At 46.6% G+C, this 24604-nt stretch carries 25 protein-coding genes; 2 read left to right on the forward strand and 23 right to left on the reverse strand.

Annotated features, from left to right (window positions below):
- Positions 1-38: 38 nt before the first annotated feature.
- From opp4C to AXI59_RS17935, 8 genes are all read right to left on the reverse strand, one after another.
- On the reverse strand, positions 39-950 hold the full coding sequence (opp4C, locus tag AXI59_RS17900) for an oligopeptide ABC transporter permease (RefSeq protein WP_061521813.1): 912 nt from the start codon (positions 948-950) through the stop codon (positions 39-41).
- 15 nt (positions 951-965) lie between these two features.
- Positions 966-1916, reverse strand: coding sequence for an oligopeptide ABC transporter permease AppB (gene appB / locus AXI59_RS17905; protein ID WP_061521812.1), 951 nt, complete (start codon positions 1914-1916; stop codon positions 966-968).
- 74 nt (positions 1917-1990) lie between these two features.
- Positions 1991-3619 carry a peptide-binding protein gene (locus AXI59_RS17910; RefSeq protein ID WP_061528906.1) on the reverse strand — a complete coding sequence of 543 codons (1629 nt, stop codon included), beginning with the start codon at positions 3617-3619 and terminating at the stop codon, positions 1991-1993.
- A gap of 77 nt (positions 3620-3696) precedes the next feature.
- Entirely contained in the window at positions 3697-4686 is a 990-nt protein-coding gene (locus AXI59_RS17915) for an ABC transporter ATP-binding protein (protein WP_061528907.1), read from the reverse strand.
- Positions 4683-5669, reverse strand: coding sequence for an ABC transporter ATP-binding protein (locus tag AXI59_RS17920; RefSeq protein ID WP_061528908.1), 987 nt, complete (start codon positions 5667-5669; stop codon positions 4683-4685). Before AXI59_RS17920 ends, AXI59_RS17915 begins: the two co-directional genes overlap by 4 nt.
- Positions 5670-5842: 173 nt before the next feature.
- Complete coding sequence (locus tag AXI59_RS17925) at positions 5843-6628, reverse strand: DUF2268 domain-containing putative Zn-dependent protease (protein ID WP_061528909.1); 786 nt, start codon at positions 6626-6628, stop codon at positions 5843-5845.
- A 78-nt stretch (positions 6629-6706) separates the two neighbouring features.
- Positions 6707-7945, reverse strand: a complete 1239-nt coding sequence (fabF, locus tag AXI59_RS17930) for a beta-ketoacyl-ACP synthase II (protein WP_061521807.1) — start codon at positions 7943-7945, stop codon at positions 6707-6709.
- 23 nt (positions 7946-7968) lie between these two features.
- A complete protein-coding gene (locus AXI59_RS17935; RefSeq protein ID WP_061521806.1) occupies positions 7969-8907 on the reverse strand; it encodes a beta-ketoacyl-ACP synthase III in 939 nt (312 codons plus the stop codon).
- A gap of 166 nt (positions 8908-9073) precedes the next feature.
- Between AXI59_RS17935 and AXI59_RS17940 the strand changes: the two genes are divergently transcribed.
- A complete protein-coding gene (locus tag AXI59_RS17940) occupies positions 9074-9307 on the forward strand; it encodes a hypothetical protein (protein WP_061528910.1) in 234 nt (77 codons plus the stop codon).
- 29 nt (positions 9308-9336) lie between these two features.
- Here the strand turns inward: AXI59_RS17940 and AXI59_RS17945 are convergent, their stop codons facing one another.
- From AXI59_RS17945 to AXI59_RS17960, 4 genes are all read right to left on the reverse strand, one after another.
- Positions 9337-9528: a ComZ family protein gene (locus AXI59_RS17945; protein ID WP_061521804.1), complete on the reverse strand. Its 192-nt coding sequence runs from the start codon at positions 9526-9528 to the stop codon at positions 9337-9339.
- Positions 9529-9541: 13 nt separating this feature from the next.
- Positions 9542-10495, reverse strand: a complete 954-nt coding sequence (locus AXI59_RS17950; RefSeq protein WP_061521803.1) for a BMP family ABC transporter substrate-binding protein — start codon at positions 10493-10495, stop codon at positions 9542-9544.
- 89 nt (positions 10496-10584) lie between these two features.
- Positions 10585-11151: a hypothetical protein gene (locus AXI59_RS17955; RefSeq protein WP_061521868.1), complete on the reverse strand. Its 567-nt coding sequence runs from the start codon at positions 11149-11151 to the stop codon at positions 10585-10587.
- A gap of 81 nt (positions 11152-11232) precedes the next feature.
- The gene (locus tag AXI59_RS17960; RefSeq protein ID WP_061528911.1) at positions 11233-11967 is read right to left on the reverse strand and encodes a hypothetical protein; all 735 of its coding nucleotides are present in this window, start codon (positions 11965-11967) and stop codon (positions 11233-11235) included.
- Between the two features lie 258 nt (positions 11968-12225).
- On the opposite strand from AXI59_RS17960, the gene AXI59_RS17965 reads away from it, so the two are divergent.
- Positions 12226-12411: a YjzD family protein gene (locus tag AXI59_RS17965; RefSeq protein WP_061528912.1), complete on the forward strand. Its 186-nt coding sequence runs from the start codon at positions 12226-12228 to the stop codon at positions 12409-12411.
- 43 nt (positions 12412-12454) lie between these two features.
- Here the strand turns inward: AXI59_RS17965 and AXI59_RS17970 are convergent, their stop codons facing one another.
- The 11 genes from AXI59_RS17970 to AXI59_RS19580 form a co-directional block, all read right to left on the reverse strand.
- Positions 12455-12634 carry a YjzC family protein gene (locus AXI59_RS17970; protein WP_061521800.1) on the reverse strand — a complete coding sequence of 60 codons (180 nt, stop codon included), beginning with the start codon at positions 12632-12634 and terminating at the stop codon, positions 12455-12457.
- A gap of 100 nt (positions 12635-12734) precedes the next feature.
- Complete coding sequence (gene argF / locus AXI59_RS17975; protein ID WP_061521799.1) at positions 12735-13691, reverse strand: ornithine carbamoyltransferase; 957 nt, start codon at positions 13689-13691, stop codon at positions 12735-12737.
- Positions 13679-16771 (reverse strand): carbamoyl phosphate synthase large subunit, encoded by a 3093-nt coding sequence (locus tag AXI59_RS17980; RefSeq protein ID WP_061521798.1) that lies wholly within the window; start codon positions 16769-16771, stop codon positions 13679-13681. The genes argF and AXI59_RS17980 overlap by 13 nt, the downstream gene beginning before the upstream one ends.
- Positions 16764-17825: a carbamoyl phosphate synthase small subunit gene (locus AXI59_RS17985; RefSeq protein ID WP_061528913.1), complete on the reverse strand. Its 1062-nt coding sequence runs from the start codon at positions 17823-17825 to the stop codon at positions 16764-16766. The genes AXI59_RS17980 and AXI59_RS17985 overlap by 8 nt, the downstream gene beginning before the upstream one ends.
- Positions 17826-17894: 69 nt before the next feature.
- The gene (locus AXI59_RS17990; RefSeq protein WP_061528914.1) at positions 17895-19052 is read right to left on the reverse strand and encodes an acetylornithine transaminase; all 1158 of its coding nucleotides are present in this window, start codon (positions 19050-19052) and stop codon (positions 17895-17897) included.
- Positions 19049-19825, reverse strand: a complete 777-nt coding sequence (gene argB / locus AXI59_RS17995; protein ID WP_061528915.1) for an acetylglutamate kinase — start codon at positions 19823-19825, stop codon at positions 19049-19051. Before argB ends, AXI59_RS17990 begins: the two co-directional genes overlap by 4 nt.
- A 14-nt stretch (positions 19826-19839) precedes the next feature.
- Entirely contained in the window at positions 19840-21057 is a 1218-nt protein-coding gene (gene argJ / locus AXI59_RS18000) for a bifunctional ornithine acetyltransferase/N-acetylglutamate synthase (RefSeq protein WP_061528916.1), read from the reverse strand.
- A 21-nt stretch (positions 21058-21078) separates the two neighbouring features.
- Positions 21079-22116 carry an N-acetyl-gamma-glutamyl-phosphate reductase gene (gene argC / locus AXI59_RS18005; protein WP_061528917.1) on the reverse strand — a complete coding sequence of 346 codons (1038 nt, stop codon included), beginning with the start codon at positions 22114-22116 and terminating at the stop codon, positions 21079-21081.
- A 188-nt stretch (positions 22117-22304) separates the two neighbouring features.
- Positions 22305-22841, reverse strand: a complete 537-nt coding sequence (locus AXI59_RS18010) for an MFS transporter (protein ID WP_061528918.1) — start codon at positions 22839-22841, stop codon at positions 22305-22307.
- Positions 22838-24277, reverse strand: coding sequence for an FAD-binding oxidoreductase (locus AXI59_RS18015; protein ID WP_061528919.1), 1440 nt, complete (start codon positions 24275-24277; stop codon positions 22838-22840). Before AXI59_RS18015 ends, AXI59_RS18010 begins: the two co-directional genes overlap by 4 nt.
- A 107-nt stretch (positions 24278-24384) precedes the next feature.
- Positions 24385-24555: a YqaE/Pmp3 family membrane protein gene (locus AXI59_RS19580; protein ID WP_082791811.1), complete on the reverse strand. Its 171-nt coding sequence runs from the start codon at positions 24553-24555 to the stop codon at positions 24385-24387.
- Positions 24556-24604 lie beyond the last annotated feature (49 nt).

The following is a 24604-nucleotide window of genomic DNA, read 5'->3' on the forward strand; positions in this document are numbered from 1 at the left end:
ATAGCGTAATAAAAAATCTCCCGTATGAACTCGGGAGATCATTTCACATTCTTAGGATCAAGCGCGTCACGCAGCCCGTCACCGACAAAGTTGAAGCATAGAACGGTAAGAAGAATGAACAGCCCGGGAAATAACGGATACCACCATGCCTGTATCATAATCGTAAAGTTTTGCGCATCTTGAAGCATATTTCCCCAGCTTGCAATGGGCGGCTGTATCCCGAATCCGAGATAGCTCAGCGCCGATTCAGCCAGAATAACCGAGCCGACTTTTAAAGTTGCTGACACAATGATCGGTCCGAGCGCATTGGGAAGGATATGAGAAAAAATGATCTTATGTGTTTTTGTCCCGATTGTTTTGGCAGCCAGGACATATTCTCTTGAGCGCAATGATAAAAATTCTCCCCTGACTAAACGCGCAGTGGTTGTCCACCCCGTCAGACAGAAGATTAAAATCAATTTGTCCACACCCGGTTTAAAGATAGTAACAAGCGTAATCAATAAGAAAATATCAGGTATTGAGAGTACGATATCCACTAGACGCATGATAACAGCATCCACAATGCCTTTAAAATAGCCTGATAACGCGCCTAAGATGGTTCCGATAAAAATGGAGCCGACCACAGACGCAAAACCGACTAATAAAGAGATACGCGCGCCATATAAAATCCTGCTGAAAATATCACGCCCGAATTTATCCGTTCCCATCAAATGCTCAAGCCCCGGTGCTTTAAATTTATCAAGCAAACTTTGCTGCTCTTGTGAATAAGGAGCAATCACCGGCGCCAATATCGCCGATAGAATAATCACAAACAGAATAACGGCGCCTGCAACAGCCAACTTATTTTTCGAAAACTTTTCCCAGAAGATTTTTGTCATGGTTTCCGGTTTTGCGGAAATATTTTCTTTCAATCCTATCTCCGGCGCAGGAGATGTGTTCAATTCGGCCATCATCCTTCCCCCCTTTTAATATTCAATTCTCGGATCAGCTACTGCATATAAAATGTCAGCGACGAGGTTGCCGATCACCACAAGGACGGCTGAAATGACGGTCATCGCCATAATGACGGGATAATCACGCTGGAACGCGGAATCCACAAACAGCTTTCCTAAGCCCGGCCAAGTGAATATTTGTTCTACGACAACAGACCCGCCGATAAATGAGGGAATCATTAGGCCGAAGATTGTAATAACAGGCAATAACGCATTCCTCAAGCCGTGCTTAAATAACACACGATTTTCTTTAAAACCCTTTGCTCTTGCCGTGCGGATATAATCCTGATTTAATACGTCCAGCATATTTGATCTCGTATACCTTGTCAGACCGGCCATATCCGCCGTCGCTAATACGAATGCAGGCAAAATTAAATGATGGATCCGGTCAAAAATATTGAAATCCGTATTCAGCGTCTCGACACCGCCGGTAGGAAACCAGCCTAGATTTACGGATAGAACCATAATTAAAATCAATCCAAACCAAAAATTCGGAATGGCCAATCCTATAAACGAGGTAAATGTAATGCCATAGTCGAGTTTTGAATAGGGCCGTTTTGCGGACATGACACCAAACGGAATAGAGATGATAAGAGCCAAAATTGTTGAAACAAGCATCAGTATGAGAGTATTAGGCATTCGGGCCATAATCAGTTCTGAGACAGGTGTTCCTTTTCTGACAATTGACGTTCCGAAATCCCCCTGCACCATATTGCCGAGCCACTTTAAATATTGAACATACTGAGGATCGTTTAATCCGTACTTTTCAATAAATTGTTCTCTGTCGGCTTGGCTGATTTTCGGGTCCATCATTAACGTCATCGGATCTCCCGGCGCAGCTTTCATGATAATAAAAGATAAAATCGTTATTCCCAATAAAATCGGAATGGACATCAATGTTCTTCTGATAATATATGCAGCCATATTCTTGTCCCCTTTTCTATCCTTATTAAAAACAGAAGAGGGAGGAAACACTCTCCCTCCCCTCTAAGGGAAAATTATTGTGCAAGCCACCACTTTTGAATATTATACAAATTACGTTTCGGATGATATTTGTATCCCTCCAGGTTTGCCGGCATTGCCATATGGTTGTTAGGGTAATACAAGAACGTATACGGCTGGTCTTCCGCGATTTTTTGGTAGATTTGCTCGTATTCTTTGGAATACTGCTTTCTGTCGCTGATCGATTTTGCATCCTTCATGAGTTTATCCGCTTCAGCATTCTTATACCACACATAGTTTAAGCCCTTTTTAATCTGGCTTGAGTGGAATATGTCATATTGGTCTGGGAAAGTAGATAAGCTCCAGCCCATCACCATCGCGTCAAAATCCCAATTCGGAGGATTCATTTGTTCAACAAGGGCGCTCCATTCTACAATCTGAGTCTTCACTTCAATACCGATTTTCTTCAGCTGTTCTTGAACGACTACAGCTATGTCTTCCCGGACTTTGTTTCCTTGGTTCGTTTTAAGCGTAAACGAGAATTTCTTTCCGTCTTTATCTAAAATGCCGTCACCGTTCGTATCTTTCCATCCGGCTTCCGCAAGCATTTGTTTCGCTTTTTTCTCGTTATACGTGAATTTCGGAACCTCAATATCTTTAGGATAGTTCCAAGATAAAGGACTTTCCGGAATGTAGGCTACCTTACCGTCTCCATCTAATACTTGGTTGACGATTGACTCACGGTCAAGAGCGGTTGTGAGCGCCTGCCGGACTTTTTTGTCCTTAAATAATTCATTTTTCTCATTCCAGCCGATGTATACATAACTTAATGCCAGATCAGTGACTACTTTGAGGTTATTAAATTTTTCAGCGGTTTTATAGTCAGTGGCCGGCACATTAAAGAAATTAATATCGCCAGCTTGGAGCTGAGCTACCGCGGCATTTGCATCCGGGATAATTTTGTAGGTCACCGTATCTAAATAAGGTCTTCCTTCAAAGTAATCATTATTTGCTTCGAGTTTAATATATTGGCCCTGCTTCCATTCTTTAAACTTAAATGGACCTGAACCGATTGGTTTTTTTCTATTAAATTCGTTTTCTTCCAAATCGGCAATCGGAACGTTGCCGAGAATATGCTTTGGCAGAATCGCTGTGCTGTCTAAAGCATTGTTGTAGAAATTACCGTCTTTATATTTCAGTTTGAACAATACTTCGTAATCGCCTTTTTTTTCTACGGATTTCAGCATTTCATAAGTGGATCCGCGCTCCCCCTTGTAATCTTTGCTTAACGGGATGCTGTACGTAAACACAACGTCGTCGGCCGTCAGTTCTTTTCCGTCGTGAAACTTAACGCCTTTTTTAATTTTCACGTCATACGCAAGTCCGCCGTCTAATTCTTTAATGCTTTCAGCGAGCGACAATTTTACGTTCAGTTTTTCATCCGTCTTTGTCAAGAAGCTGTACAGCAAATTCTCAATATCAGTACTTGCATCATCTGTAGAATACAGCGAGTTAAAGAGTGTAGGCTCCCCGATAGAACCGACAACCAAATCCCCGCCTTTTTGCGGTTTCCCTGCCGGTTTGGATTCGGAGCTTGTGGATTTTGAGCCGGAGCAGGCTGACAGGAAGATGGCGAGCGCCATAAAAACACTTAGCATCATCAGTGCAGATTTACGTAATTTCATATCAATTCCCCCTTTGTGATATATATGCGGCAAGTTCGTTATGTAATCCGGCATACCCCCTCTCAAAGCTTGTCATTTCAGGCATACAAATGGCAGGCGACGAAATGATCGGGAGCGGCTTCTTGAAATGCCGGTATTTGTTCTTTGCAAATCGGTTTGGCCATCGGGCATCTTGTGTGGAACACACAGCCTTCCGGCGGGTTTGCCGGGCTTGGCAGTTCTCCTTTCAGGATGATTCGTTCCCGCTTGACGGCTCCTTTTTTTCTCGTAACCGGTACTGAGGAAAGGAGCGCTTGCGTATAAGGATGAAGCGGATTGTCATAGAGCTCGTGCTTATCAGTCAGCTCCATCATTTTTCCGAGATACATAACGCCGACTCTGTCGCTGATATGGCGGACAACGCTTAAATCGTGAGAGATAAAGAGATATGTCAGATTAAATTCTTCCTGCAGTTCTTCCATTAAATTAATGACTTGGGCTTGGATGGAGACATCAAGTGCGGAAACGGGCTCATCCGCAATGATCAGCTCCGGATTTAGTGTAAGCGCTCTTGCGATGCCGATCCGCTGGCGCTGCCCTCCGGAAAACTCGTGCGGATAGCGGCCCGCAAAGCTCGGATGAAGCCCGACTTTTGCAAGGAGCTCTTCCACTCTTTCGTTTCGTTCGCGCAGGCTGTACATATGGTGAGTATGAAACGGTTCTTTAATAATGGAACGCAATGTTTTTCTCGGATTGAGTGATGCGAAGGGATCTTGGAATACCATCTGAATGTTTTTGCGGACGCTTTTTCTCAGTTTTTCTTCAGACATGTTGGAAATATCTTGGCCTTTAAAAAGAATCTGGCCGTCTGTGGGCTTGTATAAGCGGATCATCGTTCTGCCTGCGGTTGACTTGCCGCAGCCTGATTCTCCGACGATCCCGAGCGTTTCACCGCGCTTCAGTGAAAAAGAAACGCCGTCGACAGCCTTTATGTCTCCGACTTTTCTTTGAAAAAAACCGGAGCGGATCGGAAAATATTTTTTTACATCTTTCAGCTCTAAAATGGTTTCTTGGTTTGCAGCTGTCATTTTGAATCGGCACCCTCTTCCTCATATAAAAAACACCTTACAGAACGGCCGTTTTGATGTGTCATGAGCGAAGGCTGCCCCGTCCGGCATTTATCCATCGCTTTTGAACATCTCGGAGCAAAGCGGCATCCTTCCGGCAAATTGTCCGGTGTCGGCACGCTTCCTTTGATCGCATTTAATGTATCAATCTCTCCGTCTATTACAGGAATGGAAGTTAACAGCCCTTCCGTATACGGATGCAGCGGTTCTAAAAATAATTCATCGACGGCAGCGCTTTCTACGACTTGTCCGCAGTACATGACGATCACCCTGTCGGCCGCTTCTGAAACGACGCCTAAATCATGGGTGATAAGCAAAATCGAGGTATCGAATTTTTTGCAGAGGTCTTTCATCAGCTCCAGCACCTGAGCTTGTATCGTCACATCAAGCGCCGTCGTCGGCTCGTCGGCAATCAGGAGCTTCGGGTTGCAGCTGAGCGCGATGGCGATCATGACCCTCTGTCTCATTCCTCCTGATAAGCGGTGCGGATATTCTTTTAACATTTGTTCTGCTCTGGAGAATCCGACCAATTTCAGAAGCTCCACTGCCTTTTTAATGGCTTCTTTTTTGCTCATTTTTTTATGGTATTCAAGCACTTCTGTAATTTGTTCACCGATGGTCAGCACCGGATTTAGGGAAGTCATGGGTTCCTGAAAAATCATAGAGACGTCGTTACCGCGGATTTTGCAATATTCGTTTTCGGTAAAAGAGGCCAGGTCCTTGCCTTCAAGCTTTATCGAGCCGTCCATTATTTTTCCGCCCGAGCTTTGGACAAGTCCCATAATAGAAAGCGAGGTGATGCTTTTGCCCGAGCCGGATTCTCCTACAAGCGCAACGGTTTCACCTTTATTAATGTGAAAATCAACTCCGTCAACTGCGGGAATCGGCTGCTTCTTTCTGAAAAAATAGGTCTTTAAATTATTCACTTCTAATAGTGTGCTCATGATACTCCCCTTTCTCATTCCGCTGCATCAGAGGAAAACATACGTTTCGCTATCACAAAATATAGAATAGTCGAAAAATTTTATAGTTGTATATTATTACATCATTATTACAAAAGCAAGAATTTTTTAGGATAAATGTAATATATTTAAATATTTTCCATTCTTTCAACCTTTTAAAGCGTTGCTTCCAGAAAGGTTTTCGAAGGGATGGACAGCGCTTCTTCCACTGTTTTTTTATTCACTGTTAAATATTTTTTTACTATATCGAATCCGACGGCATAGCCAAGCATTGAGGGAACGTATCCTTTGCCGTATAACAGCTGTGAAAACATTCTGCTGTCCCTTTTTAATCCGAGATTTGGCTTGATTCTTTTTTCAAACAGAATCTGGAGCTGCTCAGGCGTATAGTAGGACGTCCATTCCCCCGTAAGGCTTGAGCCGAATCGCTCATAAACAGCATATTCTGCCAGCCCCTCCATCATGATTGTATCAAGTAATGTGTCATCTTTTTCATCCTTTGTCACATGTTCTAACCGGCAGACGTGATTATATTCATGTGTCATAATGGCGGAGACAGCCGAATTAGAACTATCTGACGATAAGAAGAGGAACATTTTATCCCGGAAAGCAAGGCCGGATTTTGATCCGAACTCCATGCGGATTCTCCGATTTCGTTCATCGACTGGCAAAACAATGATCGGTACGTCAGGCCCGCTCCACTTCTCCTTTAAATAGCTCTCTTCCTTTTGGATATGGCTGAAGCATCCTTTTTCTTTCAGCTGATTGATTGTAAATAAACCGTCTTTCATATTGCGGAACATTCCGTGGTTTTGGAGAGTCCCGAGTATCGGCCTCCACTCTTTCTTTTTTGCTCCTGAAAAAAGAGGTAAAATGTGTTCGGCTAAATCATCTATGGATGCTGCTTTTTTCATCCATTGGTATGTCAGTTTGACGCTCATGCTGGTTCGCCTCCTCTTTTTATGATATGCAGACAAAAAAAACCGGCCACCCTTTTGGGCAGCCGGTCAATGTTTGTGTTATTGATATTTTTTGAAGATCAAAGTGGCATTATGTCCGCCGAATCCGAGCGAGTTGCTGAGGACGACGTTTACATCCTGCTCACGCGCTTTATCCGGTACGTAATCTAAATCACAATCTTCATCAGGCGTTTCAATATTGATCGTCGGCGGAATGATTCCGTCTTTAATCGCCATAACGGAGAAAATCGCTTCAATACCGCCGGCAGCTCCCAACAGGTGGCCGGTCATTGATTTTGTCGAGCTGACCGCAAGCTTGTACGCATGATCGCCGAAAACGGTTTTAATGGCCATTGTTTCGTATTTATCATTGTAGTACGTGCTTGTGCCGTGAGCGTTGATGTAATCAATATCTTCCGGCTTGATGCCGGCATCCTTGATCGCTTCTTGCATCGCTCTCGCTCCGCCTTCACCGTCTTGGGCAGGCGCGGTAATGTGATAAGCATCACCCGTTGAACCGTAGCCGACAATTTCCCCGTAAATTTTCGCACCGCGGGCAAGCGCATGCTCAAGTTCTTCAAGCACAACGATTCCCGCGCCTTCTCCCATGACAAAACCGTCACGGTTTTTATCAAACGGGCGGCTTGCCGTTTTCGGGTCAGGATTTGTAGAAAGCGCTTTGTTGGCGCTGAAGCCCGCAAATGACATTCTTGTCAGCGGCGCTTCCGTACCGCCGGTAATCATCGCATCAGCATCACCGCGCTGGATGACTTTAAACGCGTCTCCGATAGAGTTCGTTCCCGTTGCGCATGCCGTCACCGTACAGGAATTGACTCCTTTTGCTCCGAGTGCGATCGAGATTTGGCCTGTCGCCATATCCGGAATCATCATTGGAACAAAAAACGGGCTGACCCTTCTCGGCCCTTTTGTCAAGAAGATTTCAAATTGCGATTCAAGCGTTTCAAGGCCGCCGATGCCGGAACCGACCCAAACGCCTACTCTTGGCGCAATGTCTTCCGTAATGTTCAGACCGGCATCTTCAACCGCCATTTTCGCGGCTACGACTGCATATTGTGTGAAGCGGTCCATCTTTCTCGCTTCTTTTTTATCCATATAATTTTCAATGTTGAAATCTTTCAGTTCAGCGGCTACTTTCGCCGGATATTCATCCGATTCCACACGTGTGATCGGACCGATTCCCGACACGCCGCCGATTGCGTTTTTCCAGCTTGTTTCGGCGTCGTTGCCAAGCGGAGACAGGGCTCCGAGTCCTGTAACGACTACTCTTTTTTTACTCATCTAATGTGCACCTCACCTTTTTTCTATCGTCCCCAGCGCATTGCGATGGCGCCCCATGTTAATCCTCCGCCGAATCCAACCATGACGATGACATCTCCGTCTTTGATTTTTCCGGCTTCTAATTCCTCTACTAATGAAATCGGAATAGATGCAGCAGAAGTGTTTCCGTATTTATGGACAGTTTTAGACATCTTTTCAACCGGAAGCTCTAAACGTTCCCGCGCCGCTTCCATAATGCGGATGTTTGCCTGATGGGGAATTAAAAAGTCTACGTCCTCCTTGGAGAGGCCGGCCTTTTCAATGACATTCACACTTGATTCACCCATTTGGCGGACGGCGAATTTGAATACTTCTCTTCCATGCATGATTGTATGCCCTTTTTCATCTAAGTACAAGTGCTGGCCGCCTGTTCCGTCTGCTCCGAGCTCAAATGACAGAATACCTCTGTCGTCGCTGACAGGCCCGATGACCGCTGCGCCCGCTCCGTCTCCGAACAGAACGGCCGTGTTGCGGTCTTCCCAGTCTGTAATGCTTGAGAGCTTTTCCACACCGACCACAAGGACATGTTTGTATGTTTGTGATTCAATAAATTGCTTGGCAGTCACAATACCGTACATAAAACCTGCGCATGCGGCGCTGATATCCATTGCGCATGCCTTTTTGGCACCCAGCTTTTCTTGTATCATACAAGAAACGGTCGGGAATGACTGATCAGGAGTAACAGTTGCAACGAGAATCATATCAAGATCCTCAGCCGATACGCCAGCCTGGTCAAGCGCTTTTTGCGCAGCCTCAGCAGCCATGCCTGATGAATACATGTCTTCAGCAGCGATTCTTCTTTCTTCTATACCTGTTCTCGTCCGAATCCATTCGTCCGATGTTTCTACCATTTGTTCAAGATCATGATTTGTCAGCACTTTTTCCGGGATGTAACGGCCGACACCAAGTATTCCAGCTTTCATAGGGAAGACTCCTTTATATAGTGAATTTAAAAATCAATTATTAAGATCAATTATTAGTATCAGGTACTAATTCTACCCTATTTTTTTTCTGTTGGCAATATATTCGTCTAAACTATTGGCGCTTCTCACTCATAGAATATATCAAAGACGAAAGGGGGTCTTGACTATGGATATTTTCTCAAAAATGATGTTCGGCAATACCGAGGACCGGGATGAACCAGAGAAGGAGAAAGAGAAAGAGAAAGAGAAAGAAGAGCCTGAAGCTGATCCCGAAGAAGCAATCGATTACAACCATGTGATGAATCAGCTCGGCTCCATCATGAACTCGCTCGATCAATTAAAGCCGGTCTTTAAAGACCTCGGGTCGATGGTGTCCGCCTTAAAGAAAAAAATCATGTGAAAAGCCACTTCTATTAAAAGTGGCTCTCTTTATTTATTCAGCTCCCCGGCATCGGATTTGCCAAGCTCATAAGCTTCCGCCATGACTTGTGTAAACAGGTTCATAAACGGCTGGATCATTTCCATAGACAGATCAATGCCTGATTTCTCGAGCTCCGCCTTCGCTTCCGGCAAATATTTCATTGCAATCTGCATAAATTCAAGCGATTTTTCATGCTGCATGTGTATCCACCTCTTATTCATTTGACGGCAGTTCATTTGTTTGATTATACGTTTTTACGAGATCGGCTATCTTTTGCTGAAAAGCTTTGTCCACCAGAGGGCTGAAGGTCCCCATTTCGACGACCCCGTCTTTGAAATCGAAGCTGTGGTCTCCGCTCTTTAGTGCGCCTTTATTATACTGCTCCGCGATCAATGTGTAGGCTTTATCTACATTTTGCACCGTGCTGGTCAGCACCGTGTTTTTACCTAAATCAGCTTGATCGGCGACATAACCGATGGCGTACAGACCGTCTTTTTTTATTTGCTGAATGACAGGAACATTATACCCGTCTCCGGCCGGATATACAACATCCGTGCCTTCATTCTTTAACTTCCCGTAAAGGGACAGCGCTTCGTTGTCATTATCCCAGTGGTCTGTAAATTCAGTATTGACGACGATGTCGGGGTTTTCATATTTTGCCCCTTTGATAAAGCCGTCGACTTCAGGCTGCCATAAAAAGGAGGCTATGACGCCGACCTGATTGGTTTTTGACATGTGGGCAGCGGTCATTCCGCCGAAAAAGCCCATTGCTTCTCCCATGAGATGGACGCTTGTGACATTGTCGTCTTTAGCCGTTCCGTTTGAGATGACGAATTCCATATCGGGATAGTCCTTGCTGATCATATTAAAGATTTCCTCATATTCTTTTCCGTGTCCGTATAAAAGATTGACACCTCTTTTATGAAAGTCCTCTATCGCTTTTAAAATATCTTCATCAGATTTTATATTTTCTTTATAATAAACGTCTGCGTTAAATTCAGATTGTATCGCTAATAAACCTTTGTAACCTTTTGTGCCCCATACCAGATCATTGATGGTATCGGGAAAAAGCATTCCGACCTTCTCAATTTTTCCTTTAAACGGAGTTTGTGCGCATCCGCTCAATAAAAGGAGGACAGAAAAGATCATGACTAGCCTGGTGATCAAGCCATGTTCAACCCCTTTTCAAACTCATAACATGCATATTTGATATACGTTTATTGTAGCGGTAATGCACATAACATGGAAGGTTTTTCTTAAAATTTGTCGAATATTGATGAAAATTGTCTTTTCCACTCTTGAATTTTTTCTTCCGCTTCTGATTTTTCCGTTTTTTCTTCTATATGCAGCGTAATAACCGGATCTTCGTCTTTTATGCCGTCTGATTCCAGCTTGTTTTTCAGCTGAACGGCTGCGTCATCTAAAAAAAAGCGGTTTTCGCTGTTTTCTTTCGGTTCCCTCCACGGACCGTACAGCGGCGGAAGGATAATGGCTCGGGCCGATTCCCTCTGACAGCTCTTTTCCCAGGCTTCGCGATCCTCACTGTATATAATCCAATACAGAGGTTCCGTCCTGTCTTCAGGAAGGAATCCGTTTCCGTATTGAATGCAGATTTGATCGTATGTCTTTTCACCAATTTCATCTATTTTCTGAAAATGATCGTTTCTTCCGAGCCACATTAATCTTTCTTCCAAATATAGCTGCCGGGTTTTATCTTCCGGTTCAGCCAGAATGACATCAACGTATGTTCCTTCATCCATCATCAGCTCGCATAATGAAAGGCCGAGAAATTCATCTGCTCCAATGATCAGCGCTGCTTTCATCTCATCTGCCGCCTTTCCGGTTTTCATTGGCGCACAAGCCAAACAGCCCTCTAAAAAGAGATGGCTGTTGTATTCTATTCACTACAGTTCTTTTTCATGCCTGCGGAAAAACTGACAGATGGCGTCATACATCCGTGCGGGAGGCTCAAATAAATGATACGTAATTTCCGCTTTGCTTCCGGCCTTTTCCTGCGCTTCTTTATATGCGTTCGCATGCAGGGGATATGGATACGGCGCTCCGGTCATTCTTTGCCAAATATGTACCGGAACGCGGGTCGAGAAGCCTGAAATGGTTTGATAGCGGCGTGAGCTTGCTTCTTTTTCGGATATGCCGAAGCTTGAGGACGCTTCCTTCAGAAATTGTTTATAGAAAAATTTATTTTCTTTTTCAGATTCAAAATGAGCTTGAAGATCAAGACAAGGATTCAGCATCGCGGCTGAACGGATATGCTCCGGGGAAAAACGCAGCAATTGATCGGCACAGAGGGCGCCCATACCGTCTGCCAGCAGATGAATTTTCGGATTGAGGATTTCTTGTTTCAGCACATAGTGGATCAGCTGCTTGGCGTAGGCAACCGCTTTTTCTGCTCCCCAGTGCCGCCCGTACAAATTGCTGTTGAAAATGGTATAGCCTTTTTCCCTCAGCATATTTAACAGCTGGTTTCTTCCGTAATGCTCGAGCCAAAAGCTGGAGTCCCCGCTGACAAAGTGCGTTCTGTCACCAAGGATAAAGACGCCGAAGCCGTTCGGCCGGTACGGCAGATGGATGACGTTCGGCTCAGACCACAATTGGAAAAACCTTTCCGTTATCCCCATGCCTTCCCGCCTCCTTTCACTCCTAATCTCTCGCTATCTTATGTAAATAGAAATGAAACGGATAAGGTAAACCCCTATTTACCCCTATGTTTTGGCTATTATACCAAATACCGATATTCTATTTTACCATTAAACAGCCGGGAAGCAGAGTGAATGTCTATGCCTGAGACCTTCATTTTGATGCGAAAATTGCCTTTCGCCCGCGCTTTATGTATGGTATGATACAACGTAGAATAAAATGAAGGACGAGGTGGAAACGTGCGATTTATTATTGCTTTTATTTGGACGTTCCTTTTATCACATATGGCCTGTTATCTGATCGCCTCCATGAACAGTGCGGCATACAGCTTTAAGCAATCTTCCGTTATTGCCGTCATCATTGCGGTGCTTGTCTTTGTTCTTGCGGAAATCATGCCTGTAAAGCAGGATGCCGGCCAGCATTAATTGATGAAATGAAAAAACCTGCTGACCAGCAGGTTTTTTTCGTTCACGGCTTTCTTTGGTACGTCCACAGCCTATTGTGATTTGAGGTTTCAGGAAACATGTCTCCTGCGGTCAGCTTGATTTTTTGGGGATTTTTAACCATACTCCCCGTCTCGCCGATTTCAACGTACACACCGTTATTCGGCGCTTTTTGTCCGGGCCGGAATTGATGCTGCTGTCCCACGTCATTTCCTCCTTTTTCTTTTTAATGTAGTATGCGCTTGTGTGAGGGATAATATGTTCAATAAAAAAGCCGCCGATTCCGGATTCGGCGGCTTTCTTGGTTATTGCTGTTTGCCAAGAAGAGCTATCAGCAGCGCCTTCTGGGCGTGGAGCCGGTTTTCTGCCTGTTGAAATACTGCAGAGTGCGGGCCGTCGATAATGTCAGACGTAACCTCTTCCTCCCGGTGGGCGGGCAGGCAGTGCAAAAATGTATAGTCCGGCTTTGCGAGGCTGACGAGCGACTCGTTTACTTGATACGGCGCAAAAACCGTAAGCCGCTGCTGCGTCTCTTCTTCCTGTCCCATGCTTGTGAACACATCGGAATAAATTACATCAGCGCCCTGCACCGCTTCTTGAGGATTTTCGGTCAGGGTAATCTTTGTTCCGGACAGCGCCGCGGCCTCTTTTGCCGCATGCACCGCCTCTTCCTCAACTTCATAGCCTTTCGGCGAAGCAATGGCAATATCGCAGCCCATTTTAGCGCACCCGATCATAAGGGAATGCGCTACATTGTTCCCGTCGCCGATATAAGCGGCTTTTACGCCCTTCAGCTTACCCTTTATTTCTTGAATCGTTAACAGATCCGCGAGCGCCTGGCAAGGATGGTACCGGTCGGTCAGCCCGTTAATGACGGGAATGGCAGCGTGCTTGGCAAGCTCCTCGACTTTTTCATGTTCAAAGGTGCGGATCATAATGGCATCAACAAATCCGGACAGCACCTTCGCCGTATCCGCGACCGTCTCGCCGCGCCCCAGCTGCAGGTCGCTGCTTGACAGAAACAGCGCTGTCCCTCCAAGCTGCGCCATTCCCGCTTCAAAGGACACACGCGTCCGCGTCGATGATTTCTCAAAAATCATCGCCAGTGTTTTTCCTTGGAAGATCGGCTGGATCGGGTTTTGTTTTAATGATGAGGCTTCCGTTAGAAGCGCATCGATGTCGGACGCGCTGAGGTCCTTTAACGTCAGAAAATCTTTTCCGTACAAATTGGTTAAAGCATGTTCAGCATTTACTGTGTGCATGACGCCACTTCCTTTTGATAGAGATCTCTGAGTGAAACAGGCTGAGGCTTTCCGGAGCCGCTCGCTAAGAACGCTTTTACAGTTTCCGGTTCGGTAAAGACCGTCACGCCGTGTGTCATGGCTTCAAGCCGCTGACTGCGGGCTTCTTCAGAGTCATTGAAATTGATATGGATCGCTTTATCCTTTCGGTCTGCCCAGGCTGAAAAAGAGCTGTCGTACACTGTAAAGCCCGCGGCTTCTGCCAGTTGGGCCGTTTCTTCATCTCCGCCTTCTAAATAGATGCTTCCTTTTTTCTCCCACACATGCGCGTAGATTTTTTTCAAGGCGCTTTCGGCGTCAAATGCGACACACATGCCTTCTCCCGTCGACTTCATTTCCGGTCCAAGCTTCACGTCCACATCCTGGATGGCGTGGGATGAGAACACTGGGAATTTGACCGCTGTTCCGTGCTGATTTTGAATGACCGGGTTCACGTCTTGTAAGGATGCGCCCGCTAACAGCCGGACGGCGAGCGGGATCATCGGCACTCCCATCACTTTAGAGATAACGGGAACTGTGCGGCTTGCTCTCGGATTCACTTCGAGAACGAGAATCTCCCCTTTCTCGATGACAAATTGAATGTTCATGATCCCTTTGAATGACAGTTTTTTCGCAATTTTTTCTGCGGCTTGCTTCATGCCTCGTTCAAGTTCCGCAGTGACGGACGGTCCGGGAAGGATCGCAAAGCTGTCGCCCGAATGGACGCCGGCCCGTTCAATATGCTCAGTATACGTCGGCACGAAGACCTCTTTCCCGTCAGAAATCAGATCGATCTCCACTTCTTTTCCTTCGATATATTGATCGATAAGAATCGGATACGGCATGCCTGTTTCCTCTTCAAGGAGACCGGAGAGAGCCGTTTCTGATTCGATGATGATCATTCCCATACCGCCAATGACGTAGGAAGGGCGAATCAGCACCGGATATCCGATGCTGATTGCTTTTCGGACGGCTTCTTCCTTAGAATAAGCCGTTTCCCCTTTTGCATGCTTCAGGCCGAGTTCATCCAGCAGCTTATAAAAGAGGTCCCGATCCTCCAGCGCATCAAGCGTCTCAAATGACGTTCCGAGCAGCGGAATGCCCGCTTTTTCCAGCGATTCAGCAGCATTGATAGCGGTTTGCCCTCCAAACTGGACAATGGCAAAATCGATATTTTCATGTTCCGCTACATTTAAAATATGTTCTGTCGTCAGCGGTTCGAAATAGAGCCGATCGGCAATTTCGTAATCCGTGCTCACCGTTTCCGGGTTGTTATTGATCATGACCGTTTCAAACCCGAGCTTTTGCAGGGTTAAAACACCGTGAACGGCGCTGTAATCAAATTCTACGCCTTGGCCGATGCGGATCGGGCCTGAACCGATAATGAGCGCGCGTTTTTTCTCTTTGCGGCTGATATCTCCGTCACTTTCACCGAGATACGTGGAGTAAAAATAGTTCGTTTTGGCGTCAAATTCAGCTGCGCACGTGTCCACGATTTTAAACGATGGCTTGATCCCGGATTCTTTTCTGAGAGCACGGACGGCTTCTTCCGTTTTGCCTGTGAGGGATGCGATCATCTCGTCTGTGAATCCCTTTACCTTCGCTTGTTTCAAAAGCGGCGCAGACAGGTTTTCCCCTTCTTCCATCAGCTTGTTTTCCAGCATGATGATATGGCGGAACGAATGGAGAAAAAACGGATCGATTTTTGTTTTTGCATGAATGTCTTCTATAGTCACTCGGCGGCTTAATAGCTCCATCACGACGAAAAATCGGCGGTCATCCGGCACCTCGGCTAATTCCCACAGCTGTTTCAGCGTATAGCCGCCGAGCTCAGGCAGGCGGGTGCCGATATTTTTCAATTCAAGGGAGGCCGCCGCTTTTTGAATGGCCGCTTCCATATTCCTTTCAATAGCCATAACCTCGCCTGTTGCCTTCATTTTCGTTCCGAGCGTGCGGTCGGCATTTTTAAATTTGTCAAACGGCCAGCGCGGGAATTTGACGATGACATAATCAAGCGCCGGTTCAAAGCTTGCATATGTGGAGCCTGTCAGCGGATTTTTCAGTTCGTCAAGCGTATAGCCGACGGCCAGCTTTGCCGCCATTTTGGCAATCGGATAGCCGGTTGCTTTTGAGGCAAGAGCGGATGACCGGCTGACCCTTGGATTTACTTCAATCACGTAGTACTGTTTGCTGAACGGATCAAGCGCAAATTGAATGTTGCAGCCTCCGACCACATCAAGCGCCGAAATTATCGCTAAGCTTGCCGACCGCAGCATTTGATATTCTTGATCCGTTAAGGTTTGAGACGGTGCGACAACGATCGAGTCCCCTGTATGCACACCGACCGGATCTATGTTTTCCATGTTGCAGACGGTAATGCATGTGTGATTTCTGTCGCGCATCACCTCGTATTCAATTTCCTTAAAGCCTGCGATGCTTTTTTCGATCAGGCATTGGTGAATGGGGCTTGCTAAAAGCGCCTGCTTGATAAGTTTCTGAAACGCTTCTTTCGTCCGGGCGATTCCGCCTCCCTTTCCGCCTAACGTATAAGCCGGTCTCAGGATGACGGGGAGCCCGATCGATTCTGCGAAACGGAGAGCGTCTTCTTCGTTGTCGACGATCTCACTTTCCGGAACGGGCTGATGAAGCTCATTCATCAAAGATCGGAACTGTTCCCGGTCTTCTCCTTTTTGAATGGTTTCCACAGATGTGCCCAAAAGCTTCACATGATGCTTTTTCAGCACCCCTGCTTCTTCAAGCTTAACAGCTAAATTTAACGCGGTTTGGCCTCCTAAATTAGCAAGCAGCCCGTCTGGCTTTTCTTTTTCGATAATAGCCTCAAGGCTTTCGGTTGTGAGAGGTTCAAAATAGATTTCATCGGCAAAGGCCTCATCCGTCATAATCGTTGCTGGATTGTTGTTTACCAGGATCACACGGTATCCTTCTTCTTTCAGAGCCATGCAGCCCTGTGTGCCTGAATAATCAAATTCAGCCGCCTGGCCGATGATAATCGGGCCTGAACCGATGACTAATATGCTTGAAATTGTCGTATCTTTAGGCATGAGCGATTTCTCTCCTTGCTGGTATCACTTTCTCTATATATTCATCAAATATCCACTCGCTCTCAGCCGGTCCGGGATGGGCTTCGGGGTGGAACTGGACGCTTAAAACAGGAAGCCGTTTGTGACTGAGCCCCTCGACTGACGCGTCATTGACATGATGAAACCTGATGGACAGCTCGTTTTCGTCAATTGATGTTTCGTCTACGACATAGCTGTGATTTTGACTTGTCATAAACACCCGCTTCGTTTTACGGTCAATAACGGGGTGGTTGGCTCCCCTATGCCCGAACGGAAGCTTATACGTATTTCCTCCAAAAGCGAGGGCGATCAGCTGATGGCCGAGACAAATGCCAAGCGTCGGAAAATCACTGATGATGGATGAAATCTGCTTCATGTACGGCGCGATCGATTTCGGATCCCCGGGTCCGTTTGAGAGCACGATTCCGTCAGGATTGATGTCATAAACAGCGTTCATTTGCGGATACGGAATGACCGTTACCTTGCAGCCCCGTTTCATGAGTGATGATGCGATCGATTTTTTAAAGCCGAAATCAATCAGCGCGATATGCTGTTGTCCGTCTCCCATGACGGTGATGTCTTTTGCGGCTGCCGTTTGCGCCGGATTTTCTTCCCTCGGCAAGGCAGCAGGCGGTGCTTCTGATGTCGAAATGGCGGCGTTCATCGTGCCGCCTGAGCGGATTTTTTTAACGACGGCTCTCGTATCAACCTGGGTCAGAAGCGGGATGTTCCATTTATTTAAGTACTCCCTTACACTTGATATTGCTTCATGATGTGAAAAGTGTTCACATGCTTCATAGACGACGGCGGCCTTCACCTGAGGGATTTTGCTTTCAAGGTCTTTCTCATTAATTCCGTAATTTCCGATCAGCGGATACGTAAAGACGATAATCTGCCCTTTATATGACGGATCCGTCAGCACTTCCTGATAGCCCGTCATTCCCGTAAAAAAAACAGCTTCGCCTGTGCAGCACGCTTCTTGATCAAGTTCACCGCTAAATGAAGTTCCATCTTCCAATACTAAATACCCTTTCATCTAATGCCCACCTCTTGATGAATAATTAATTATAAAAATGAATTTTTATACTATCAAAACTAAAAAAAATTATTGATTGACCGCGGAATGCGCTTCGATCGCTTCTTTCAGTTTGCTGACGGCTGTCGTGATTTCTTCTTTAGATACCGTAAGCGGAGGAAGAAGCCTGATGACATTCGGGCCGGCCGGAAGCACCAAAAGGCCGCGCACCTGGAGGTCTCCAATGATGCCGGAAACAGGACCTGCGCATTCAATTCCAATTAATAACCCTTTTCCGCGTATTTGTTTGACAAAAGGACCTGTCAGCTCACTTTTCAGCTGCGCTTGAAGAAAACGGCCTTTATCCGCCGCCTCTTGGAGAAATTCCGGCTGAAAAACGGTTTGCAGCGTCGCATTCACCGCCGCCATTGCAAGCTTGTTGCCGCCGAAGGTCGTGCCGTGAGAGCCCGGTGTGAAGGCTTCACCCAGCTTCTTTTTGCCGATGACGGCTCCAACCGGGAAGCCATTTCCTAAGCCTTTGGCAGCCGTGATAATATCCGGTTTGAGATCGAAATGCTCATAGCCGAATGCTTTGCCCGTCCGGCCGATTCCGGTTTGAATTTCGTCTATGATGAGCAGCGCTTGTTTCTCATTGCAAAATGTCTGTACAGCGGCGATGAATTCCGGGTCTGCAGGATGGACTCCGCCTTCTCCCTGCACCGTTTCAAGCATGACGGCGGCAATATCCTCTTCCTCCGCCAGCGTGCTGAATGCAGACGGATCATTAAACGGAAGATAATGAAAGCCTTCGAGCATCGGGCCGAAGCCGGTTTTGATTTTGTCTTGGCCCGTAGCGGCCATTCCCGCATAAGTGCGCCCGTGGAAGGATTGATTGAATGTGACGATTTTTGTTTTTCCCGTTGCTTTGCGCGCGAGCTTAATTGCGCCTTCATTAGCTTCCGCCCCGCTGTTGCAAAAGAAAACGAGATCGCCCGCGCTGTGCTCAGCAAGCTTCGCCGCAGCTTTTTCCTGAAGGGAATTATCAAACAGGTTGGAAACATGCCATACGATGTCAAGCTGCTCTTTGACAGCTTCTGTCACTGCATCATCGCAATGCCCGAGGTTGGAAACGGCGATGCCTTGGATAAAGTCGAGATACGTTTTTCCGTTTTGATCCTCAACGATCGTTCCTTTCGCTTTTTTAATATCGATAGGCCAGCGGCTGTAGGTTTGAAATAAGCTGCTCATGACACAATCTCCTTTTCTTTGACGATTTTTGTCCCTTGGAAGATGCCGTCTGTAAAAAATGCCCCTTTTCCGTTTACGATCATGACTTCCGGCACACCTTCGCCCAAAGCAGATATAGCCGATTTCACCTTCGGAATCATGCCTCCTGAAATCACCCCTTCATCAATGAGTGATTGAACCTCTTGCGGCGTCAGGACATCGAGCAGGTTTTGACCGTTCATAATTCCTTCGACATCCGTGACAAATATGAGCTTATCAGCGTTCAGCGCCGCGGCTACGGCTGATGCCGCCACATCTGCGTTCACGTTCAGCGTTTCAAACTCACTTGTCATAGAAAGCGGAGCGATGACGGGAATGATGCCATCTTTCATTAAAGCTTGAATGATCGCCGGGTCGGTTTTTGTGATCTCGCCCACTTCGCCGTATTTGCCTTGGTCCAGATAGGACGCCTGCAGAAGTCCGCCGTCCTTACCCGATATACCCGCGGCTTTTAATCCGTTTTTGGCAAGTTCCGCCACAAAAAATTTATTGACCGTTCCTGACAGCACCATTTCTGCGATTTCTAATACAGGTTTGGTGGTTTTCCGCTGGCCTCCGGCAAATTCTGTTTCAATGCTTAATTTTTTCAGCATATTGGTTATTTCCGGTCCGCCTCCGTGAACGATGGCAATGCTCCAGCCCGTTTGCATGAGTTCTTTTACATTCTGAAAAAAAGCTGCGGATAACTCGCGGATCACACTTCCCCCGCATTTAAAAACAATTGTTTTCTTCATGCCGATCCCCTTTATTACGTGCGATAGCTCGCATTGATTTTGATATAATCATAGGTTAAATCACAGCCCCATGCCCGGCCGCGCCCGTCGCCTTCATGCAGGCGGACTGCAATTGTAATCTCGTCGCCGGTTAAATATTCCTTCGCGTCTGTTTCTGAAAACGGCTGAGGTTCGTTGTTTCTGAACAGGCACTGTCCTCCGAGAAACACTTCCACTTGTTCAGCCGTTACACTGGCTGCGCTGTGCCCGATCGCTCCGATAATGCGGCCCCAGTTGGCGTCGGTGCCGTAAACGGCGGTTTTGACAAGGCTTGAGCCGACGATTTTTTTGGCAATGATGTTTGCTTCCAGATTGTTTTTCGCTCCCTTGACTCGGGCTTCAATTAATTTTGTCGCCCCTTCGCCGTCTCTTGCAATCTCTTTGGCAAGGTCTTCGCAAGCAAGCGTTAGGCCCTTTTTAAAAACCGGCCAGTCCGGGTGCTGCTCTGTTAAACGTTCATTTCCCGCACAGCCGTTTGCCATCACTAGCACCATGTCATTCGTCGATGTTTCTCCGTCAACGGTGATTTGGTTAAAGGAAACGTCTGTGATCTCACGCAGCGCTTTTTGCAGAGACCGTTCTTCCACTGCCGCATCTGTCGTGACAAAACCGAGCATGGTCGCCATGTTGGGATGGATCATTCCCGAGCCTTTTGCCGCACCGCCGATCGTTATGTTTTGATCCCCGATCATCAGCTCATAACACGTCTGTTTAATGACCGTGTCCGTCGTCAAAATCGCTTCTTCAAAAGCGCCGGACACCGCAGGCGCGGCGTTCAGAAGCTCAATGCCGCTTTGGATTTTTTTCATATCTAAAAGCTCACCGATGACGCCCGTAGATGAAACGGCAACAAGCTCCGGTTCAATGCCGAGCTGCCCGGCGAAGCTTTCCCGCATTTGATAAGCGTCTTGTAAGCCTTGATCTCCCGTGCAGGCGTTGGCAATCGCACTATTCACGATAACCGCCTGCAGTACCGCTCCTTTTTTGAAGCTGTCTTGCGTCACTTTAAGCGGAGCGGCCTGAAAATGGCTCTGCGTATAAACTGCGGCGCTTACTGCCGGCGCCTCGCTGATAATCGCGCCGAGATCTTTTTTTGAATAACGCAATCCGCAATGAACGCCCTTTGCTTCAAATCCTTTTGGCGAGGATACGCCGCCTTTTATTTTCGTTATTTCCTGGCTCAGTTGAATCATATTCAGAATTCCTCTCCTGTTCTATGGATAGACTGGCGTCATCGTAAGCCCTGTTTCTTCCTTCCAGCCATTCATCACATTTAAATTTTGAACCGCCTGGCCTGCGGCGCCTTTCATCAGGTTATCTATGACAGATACGATGGTAACCCGGTTTGTTCTTTCATCAATGGTGACACCGATATCACAAAAATTGCTGCCGTACACTTCTTTTGTCGCCGGATATTCACCCTCCGGCCTGACTCTTACAAAATATGAATCTTGGTAAAATTCCGAATATAATTCTCTTAATTGTGCGGAAGACATTTCTGACGTTACTTCCGTATAGATCGTCGCCATGATGCCTCTTGTCATCGGCGCCAGATGAGCTGAAAAAGTAACAGGCTTCAAATTCGGCTGCCATGCCGTTAATTGCTGCTCAATTTCAGGTGTATGCTGGTGCTTATTGACCTTATAAATATTGAAATTATCATTCAGCTCAGAGAAGTGGGTGCCCATGGACGCTTTTCGTCCGGCGCCGGAAACGCCTGTTTTCGCATCGATAATGACAAATGAATCTTGCAAAAGCTTTTGCTGTGCGAGCGGAGCGAGCCCGAGCAGCACGGCCGTCGGAAAACATCCCGGATTGGCGATCAGCTTTGCCGTTTGAATCTCTTCTTTTTGAAGCTCGGCTAAGCCATACACCGCATTTTGGATCGTTTCTTTCGGCGCGGCCTTCCGTTTATACCACTTTTCATACACGGCGGGATTTTGAATCCTTAAATCGCCTGAGAGGTCAATGACCGGAATTCCCGCTGCCGCAAGCTGCGGCGACCACTCGCCGGAAACACCGGGAGGCGCTGCCATGAACATGACATCTATTTCTTCTTGGATCGTTTCTATATGAATGGGCTGGAGTGATTGTTTTGTCAGATTCCTCAAATGCGGATACGAATCAGTATATGCATTCCCATCTTCGCTTGATGAATATAATATACAATACTCTGCATAAGGGTGATGATTTAGAATCCTGACAAGCTCGGCGCCTCCGTAACCAGTTGCGCCTATAATTCCTATTTTCAACGAGTTCACCTTCTTGGTTTCGTGAAATTATTTAACATTATAACATGAATAAAAATTAATTCAATTGTATATTTAATATTTTTTCATTCATTTTCCAACTATATTTCCGGTCAAAAAAACCCCTCACGGCGGAGGGGTTTTTACGAAACGTTTTTCTGCAGCGAAACTAAAAAAACAGGCTGCATCCATCAGCCTGTTTTCATCATCAGCCCGCTTATAAAAAACAATATCGAGCTGGCATAAAAAATGATATGCACCGTAAAAAAATCAGCGAGAAAGCCGCCAAGAATGATGGCCGCCGCGGAAAAAACGGCAGTCCAAAAATGGTAGCTCCCGATTTTTCTGCCTCGTTCCCCGCTGTCGGTATAATCGGCGATCAAAATCTTTTCGCCGTGTTTTTGCATCGCTCCGAACAGCCCTAACAAAACCTGCACGATGTAGACTTGATACACGCCGGTGATGTGCGGAAACGTAAGCAGAAGCACCGCCATGCCCCATGAATTGGCCATGAGAAAAAAACGGGATTCGACTTTTGCCGACAGGCGGCCGAGCAGCGGATGGATCAGCGCCCCGCTCAAGCCGAACAACCCGTACGACAGACCGAACTGAGTGTAGCTGGAACCTATGTTTTTAATAAATAAAATGTAGAAAGGAAAGATCAAACTGCTGGCAAAAAAGACGCTGCTTTGTGAAAGAATCAGCCATTTTAAATTATTGCGTTTCATGTTTTGTACCTCTGGTAAAAGTAATTCATAAACAGATCGTCCGGATCATACTTCCGTTTTTTCTGAAAGAACGTATCGCTTTTCGGATAGGCCCGCTGCATTTGCTCTTTCGTTTGATACAGCATATACGGAAGATAATAGCTGCCGTGATGCTGCAATGCCGTATCCGTCATTTTTCTGATGATGCGCGCCGTATCTGCCTGATCTTCTTTTGAAAACCCTTCATTGATTAAAAGGACGAGCGAAAACATGTCACCCTTCGCATATGACAGATCGGCTTTTTCATTCTTTTGCACGTAGCGGATCGTAATGTTCACAAGATTCAGGTCTTCATGTGACAATGTCTGCCGCAAGTCTTTGATGTATGGTGCAAATTCACGGACGGGCACGAAGTATTCCTGAAGCACGTCGGTGTTGTCCCCGTTTTCATATTCTAAAAATTTGGACTCTGACCGCATCACGTTGTTTCTTGTGATTTTCGTGCCGTTTTGACTGAGAAAATAGGATTGCTGCGCAGACCAGAGCCAGTTTCTTCCCCAGTCATACCGGCGGGACAGACCGAGCGCGAACTTCGTCAGCGCCGGATGTTCGTCCTCTTTCAGTTCATCATATCGGTTTAATTCCTGCTGGTTTTCGGCCAGCGTGTAATTGGTCACATACATATCATGCAAAAAACCTTTTTCTCCGGTTGCAATCCGGGCCAGATGCATGCGGACTGCAGGGTTGTGCTGAACATTTTGAATGAAATATTGACTGTATGTATCGGCGTTCATACGCTTCGTCTGCATTTGATAAAGCTCATCATCAGTCAGTTCAATATCAGCGTCAAGGATGACGCCGAACAGGCCGTAGCCGCCGATGACGGCAGAAAACAGCTCATCTTTCGGTGTGACGGTGATGACTTTGCCGTCTGCCTGCAAAAGATGAAAGGATTTCACCGTATCAATCAGTGAGCCGTACCGGATATCCCGTCCGTGCGCGTTGGCGCTCAGTGAACCGCCGACCGTAAAGATGTTTTGCGATTGCATGACCTTTACCGCCAGCCCGTACGGATTGACATAGCGCTGAATATCATTCCATGTTGCGCCTGCCTGCACTCTGATGATTTTTTTCTTCTGATCGAGCCCGAGTATTTTGTTATAGCCCGTCATGTCGAGAACAATTCCGTCCTCATAATAGGTTTGGCCGCCCATCGAATGCTGGGCGCCGGCGATGGAGATTTTCAGATGCTTGCGTTTTGCTTCCTTTATCGTTTCAATCAGTGTTTCTTTTTCTTTTCCCTTGACCGTCTGCTTAATTTTCACGGGCATCAGCCGGCTGACATCCGTCACGGTGCCGTTTTGCCGCTCTTTTTCTTTGTGACAAACGGAAAAGGCGAACAGCGCCGTATAAATACAGACGGCACAAAGGGTGAATAGAAGTGTTTTTTTCTTCATGGCGTCCTCCCTGAATGCAGCCGGTCTATTATACCATGTCTTCGCCCTCTATTTTCCTTTTTATTACGAAAACGCAAAAACCCGAAAGATAGAGCATTCGGGTTTTTTTAGCGCCTTGCCCTTTTTTCCGCACGCCTGTCTGCAACGACAAAGCAGGCATGAATGGCGCCCGGCAGCCAAAAGAAAGCGGTCAGAATCAGGTTTAATACAGCTTGAAACGGCCGGCCGGAAAACAGTACGGCAAGCGGCGGGCAAATAACGGCTAACAAATACATCAACAGCTCTCACTCCCTCTGTATTGTAAAAAAAGGCAGCCTGAAACAGGCT

The organism is Bacillus nakamurai (assembly GCF_001584325.1).
GTDB classification, from domain to species: domain Bacteria; phylum Bacillota; class Bacilli; order Bacillales; family Bacillaceae; genus Bacillus; species Bacillus nakamurai.

Excerpts from the sequence above, each read along its gene's own strand:
- AXI59_RS17945 (WP_061521804.1), bottom strand. The coding sequence starts at position 9,528 with ATGCAGCATGAAAAATCGCTTGAATTTATGCAGATTGCAATGAAATAT.
- AXI59_RS18010 (WP_061528918.1), bottom strand. The coding sequence starts at position 22,841 with ATGAAACGCAATAATTTAAAATGGCTGATTCTTTCACAAAGCAGCGTC.
- AXI59_RS17955 (WP_061521868.1), bottom strand. The coding sequence starts at position 11,151 with ATGAAAGCAGCGCTGATCATTGGAGCAGATGAATTTCTCGGCCTTTCA.
- argJ (WP_061528916.1), bottom strand. The coding sequence starts at position 21,057 with ATGATTCAACTGAGCCAGGAAATAACGAAAATAAAAGGCGGCGTATCC.
- AXI59_RS17990 (WP_061528914.1), bottom strand. The coding sequence starts at position 19,052 with ATGAGCAGCTTATTTCAAACCTACAGCCGCTGGCCTATCGATATTAAA.
- opp4C (WP_061521813.1), bottom strand. The coding sequence starts at position 950 with ATGGCCGAATTGAACACATCTCCTGCGCCGGAGATAGGATTGAAAGAA.
- argB (WP_061528915.1), bottom strand. The coding sequence starts at position 19,825 with ATGAAGAAAACAATTGTTTTTAAATGCGGGGGAAGTGTGATCCGCGAG.
- AXI59_RS17920 (WP_061528908.1), bottom strand. The coding sequence starts at position 5,669 with ATGAGCACACTATTAGAAGTGAATAATTTAAAGACCTATTTTTTCAGA.
- AXI59_RS18015 (WP_061528919.1), bottom strand. The coding sequence starts at position 24,277 with ATGAAGAAAAAAACACTTCTATTCACCCTTTGTGCCGTCTGTATTTAT.
- AXI59_RS17910 (WP_061528906.1), bottom strand. The coding sequence starts at position 3,619 with ATGAAATTACGTAAATCTGCACTGATGATGCTAAGTGTTTTTATGGCG.
- AXI59_RS17935 (WP_061521806.1), bottom strand. The coding sequence starts at position 8,907 with ATGAAAGCTGGAATACTTGGTGTCGGCCGTTACATCCCGGAAAAAGTG.
- AXI59_RS17980 (WP_061521798.1), bottom strand. The coding sequence starts at position 16,771 with ATGCCTAAAGATACGACAATTTCAAGCATATTAGTCATCGGTTCAGGC.
- AXI59_RS17925 (WP_061528909.1), bottom strand. The coding sequence starts at position 6,628 with ATGAGCGTCAAACTGACATACCAATGGATGAAAAAAGCAGCATCCATA.
- fabF (WP_061521807.1), bottom strand. The coding sequence starts at position 7,945 with ATGAGTAAAAAAAGAGTAGTCGTTACAGGACTCGGAGCCCTGTCTCCG.
- AXI59_RS17960 (WP_061528911.1), bottom strand. The coding sequence starts at position 11,967 with ATGGGGATAACGGAAAGGTTTTTCCAATTGTGGTCTGAGCCGAACGTC.
- AXI59_RS17915 (WP_061528907.1), bottom strand. The coding sequence starts at position 4,686 with ATGACAGCTGCAAACCAAGAAACCATTTTAGAGCTGAAAGATGTAAAA.
- argF (WP_061521799.1), bottom strand. The coding sequence starts at position 13,691 with ATGCACACAGTAAATGCTGAACATGCTTTAACCAATTTGTACGGAAAA.
- appB (WP_061521812.1), bottom strand. The coding sequence starts at position 1,916 with ATGGCTGCATATATTATCAGAAGAACATTGATGTCCATTCCGATTTTA.
- AXI59_RS17985 (WP_061528913.1), bottom strand. The coding sequence starts at position 17,825 with ATGAAAGGGTATTTAGTATTGGAAGATGGAACTTCATTTAGCGGTGAA.
- AXI59_RS17940 (WP_061528910.1), top strand. The coding sequence starts at position 9,074 with ATGGATATTTTCTCAAAAATGATGTTCGGCAATACCGAGGACCGGGAT.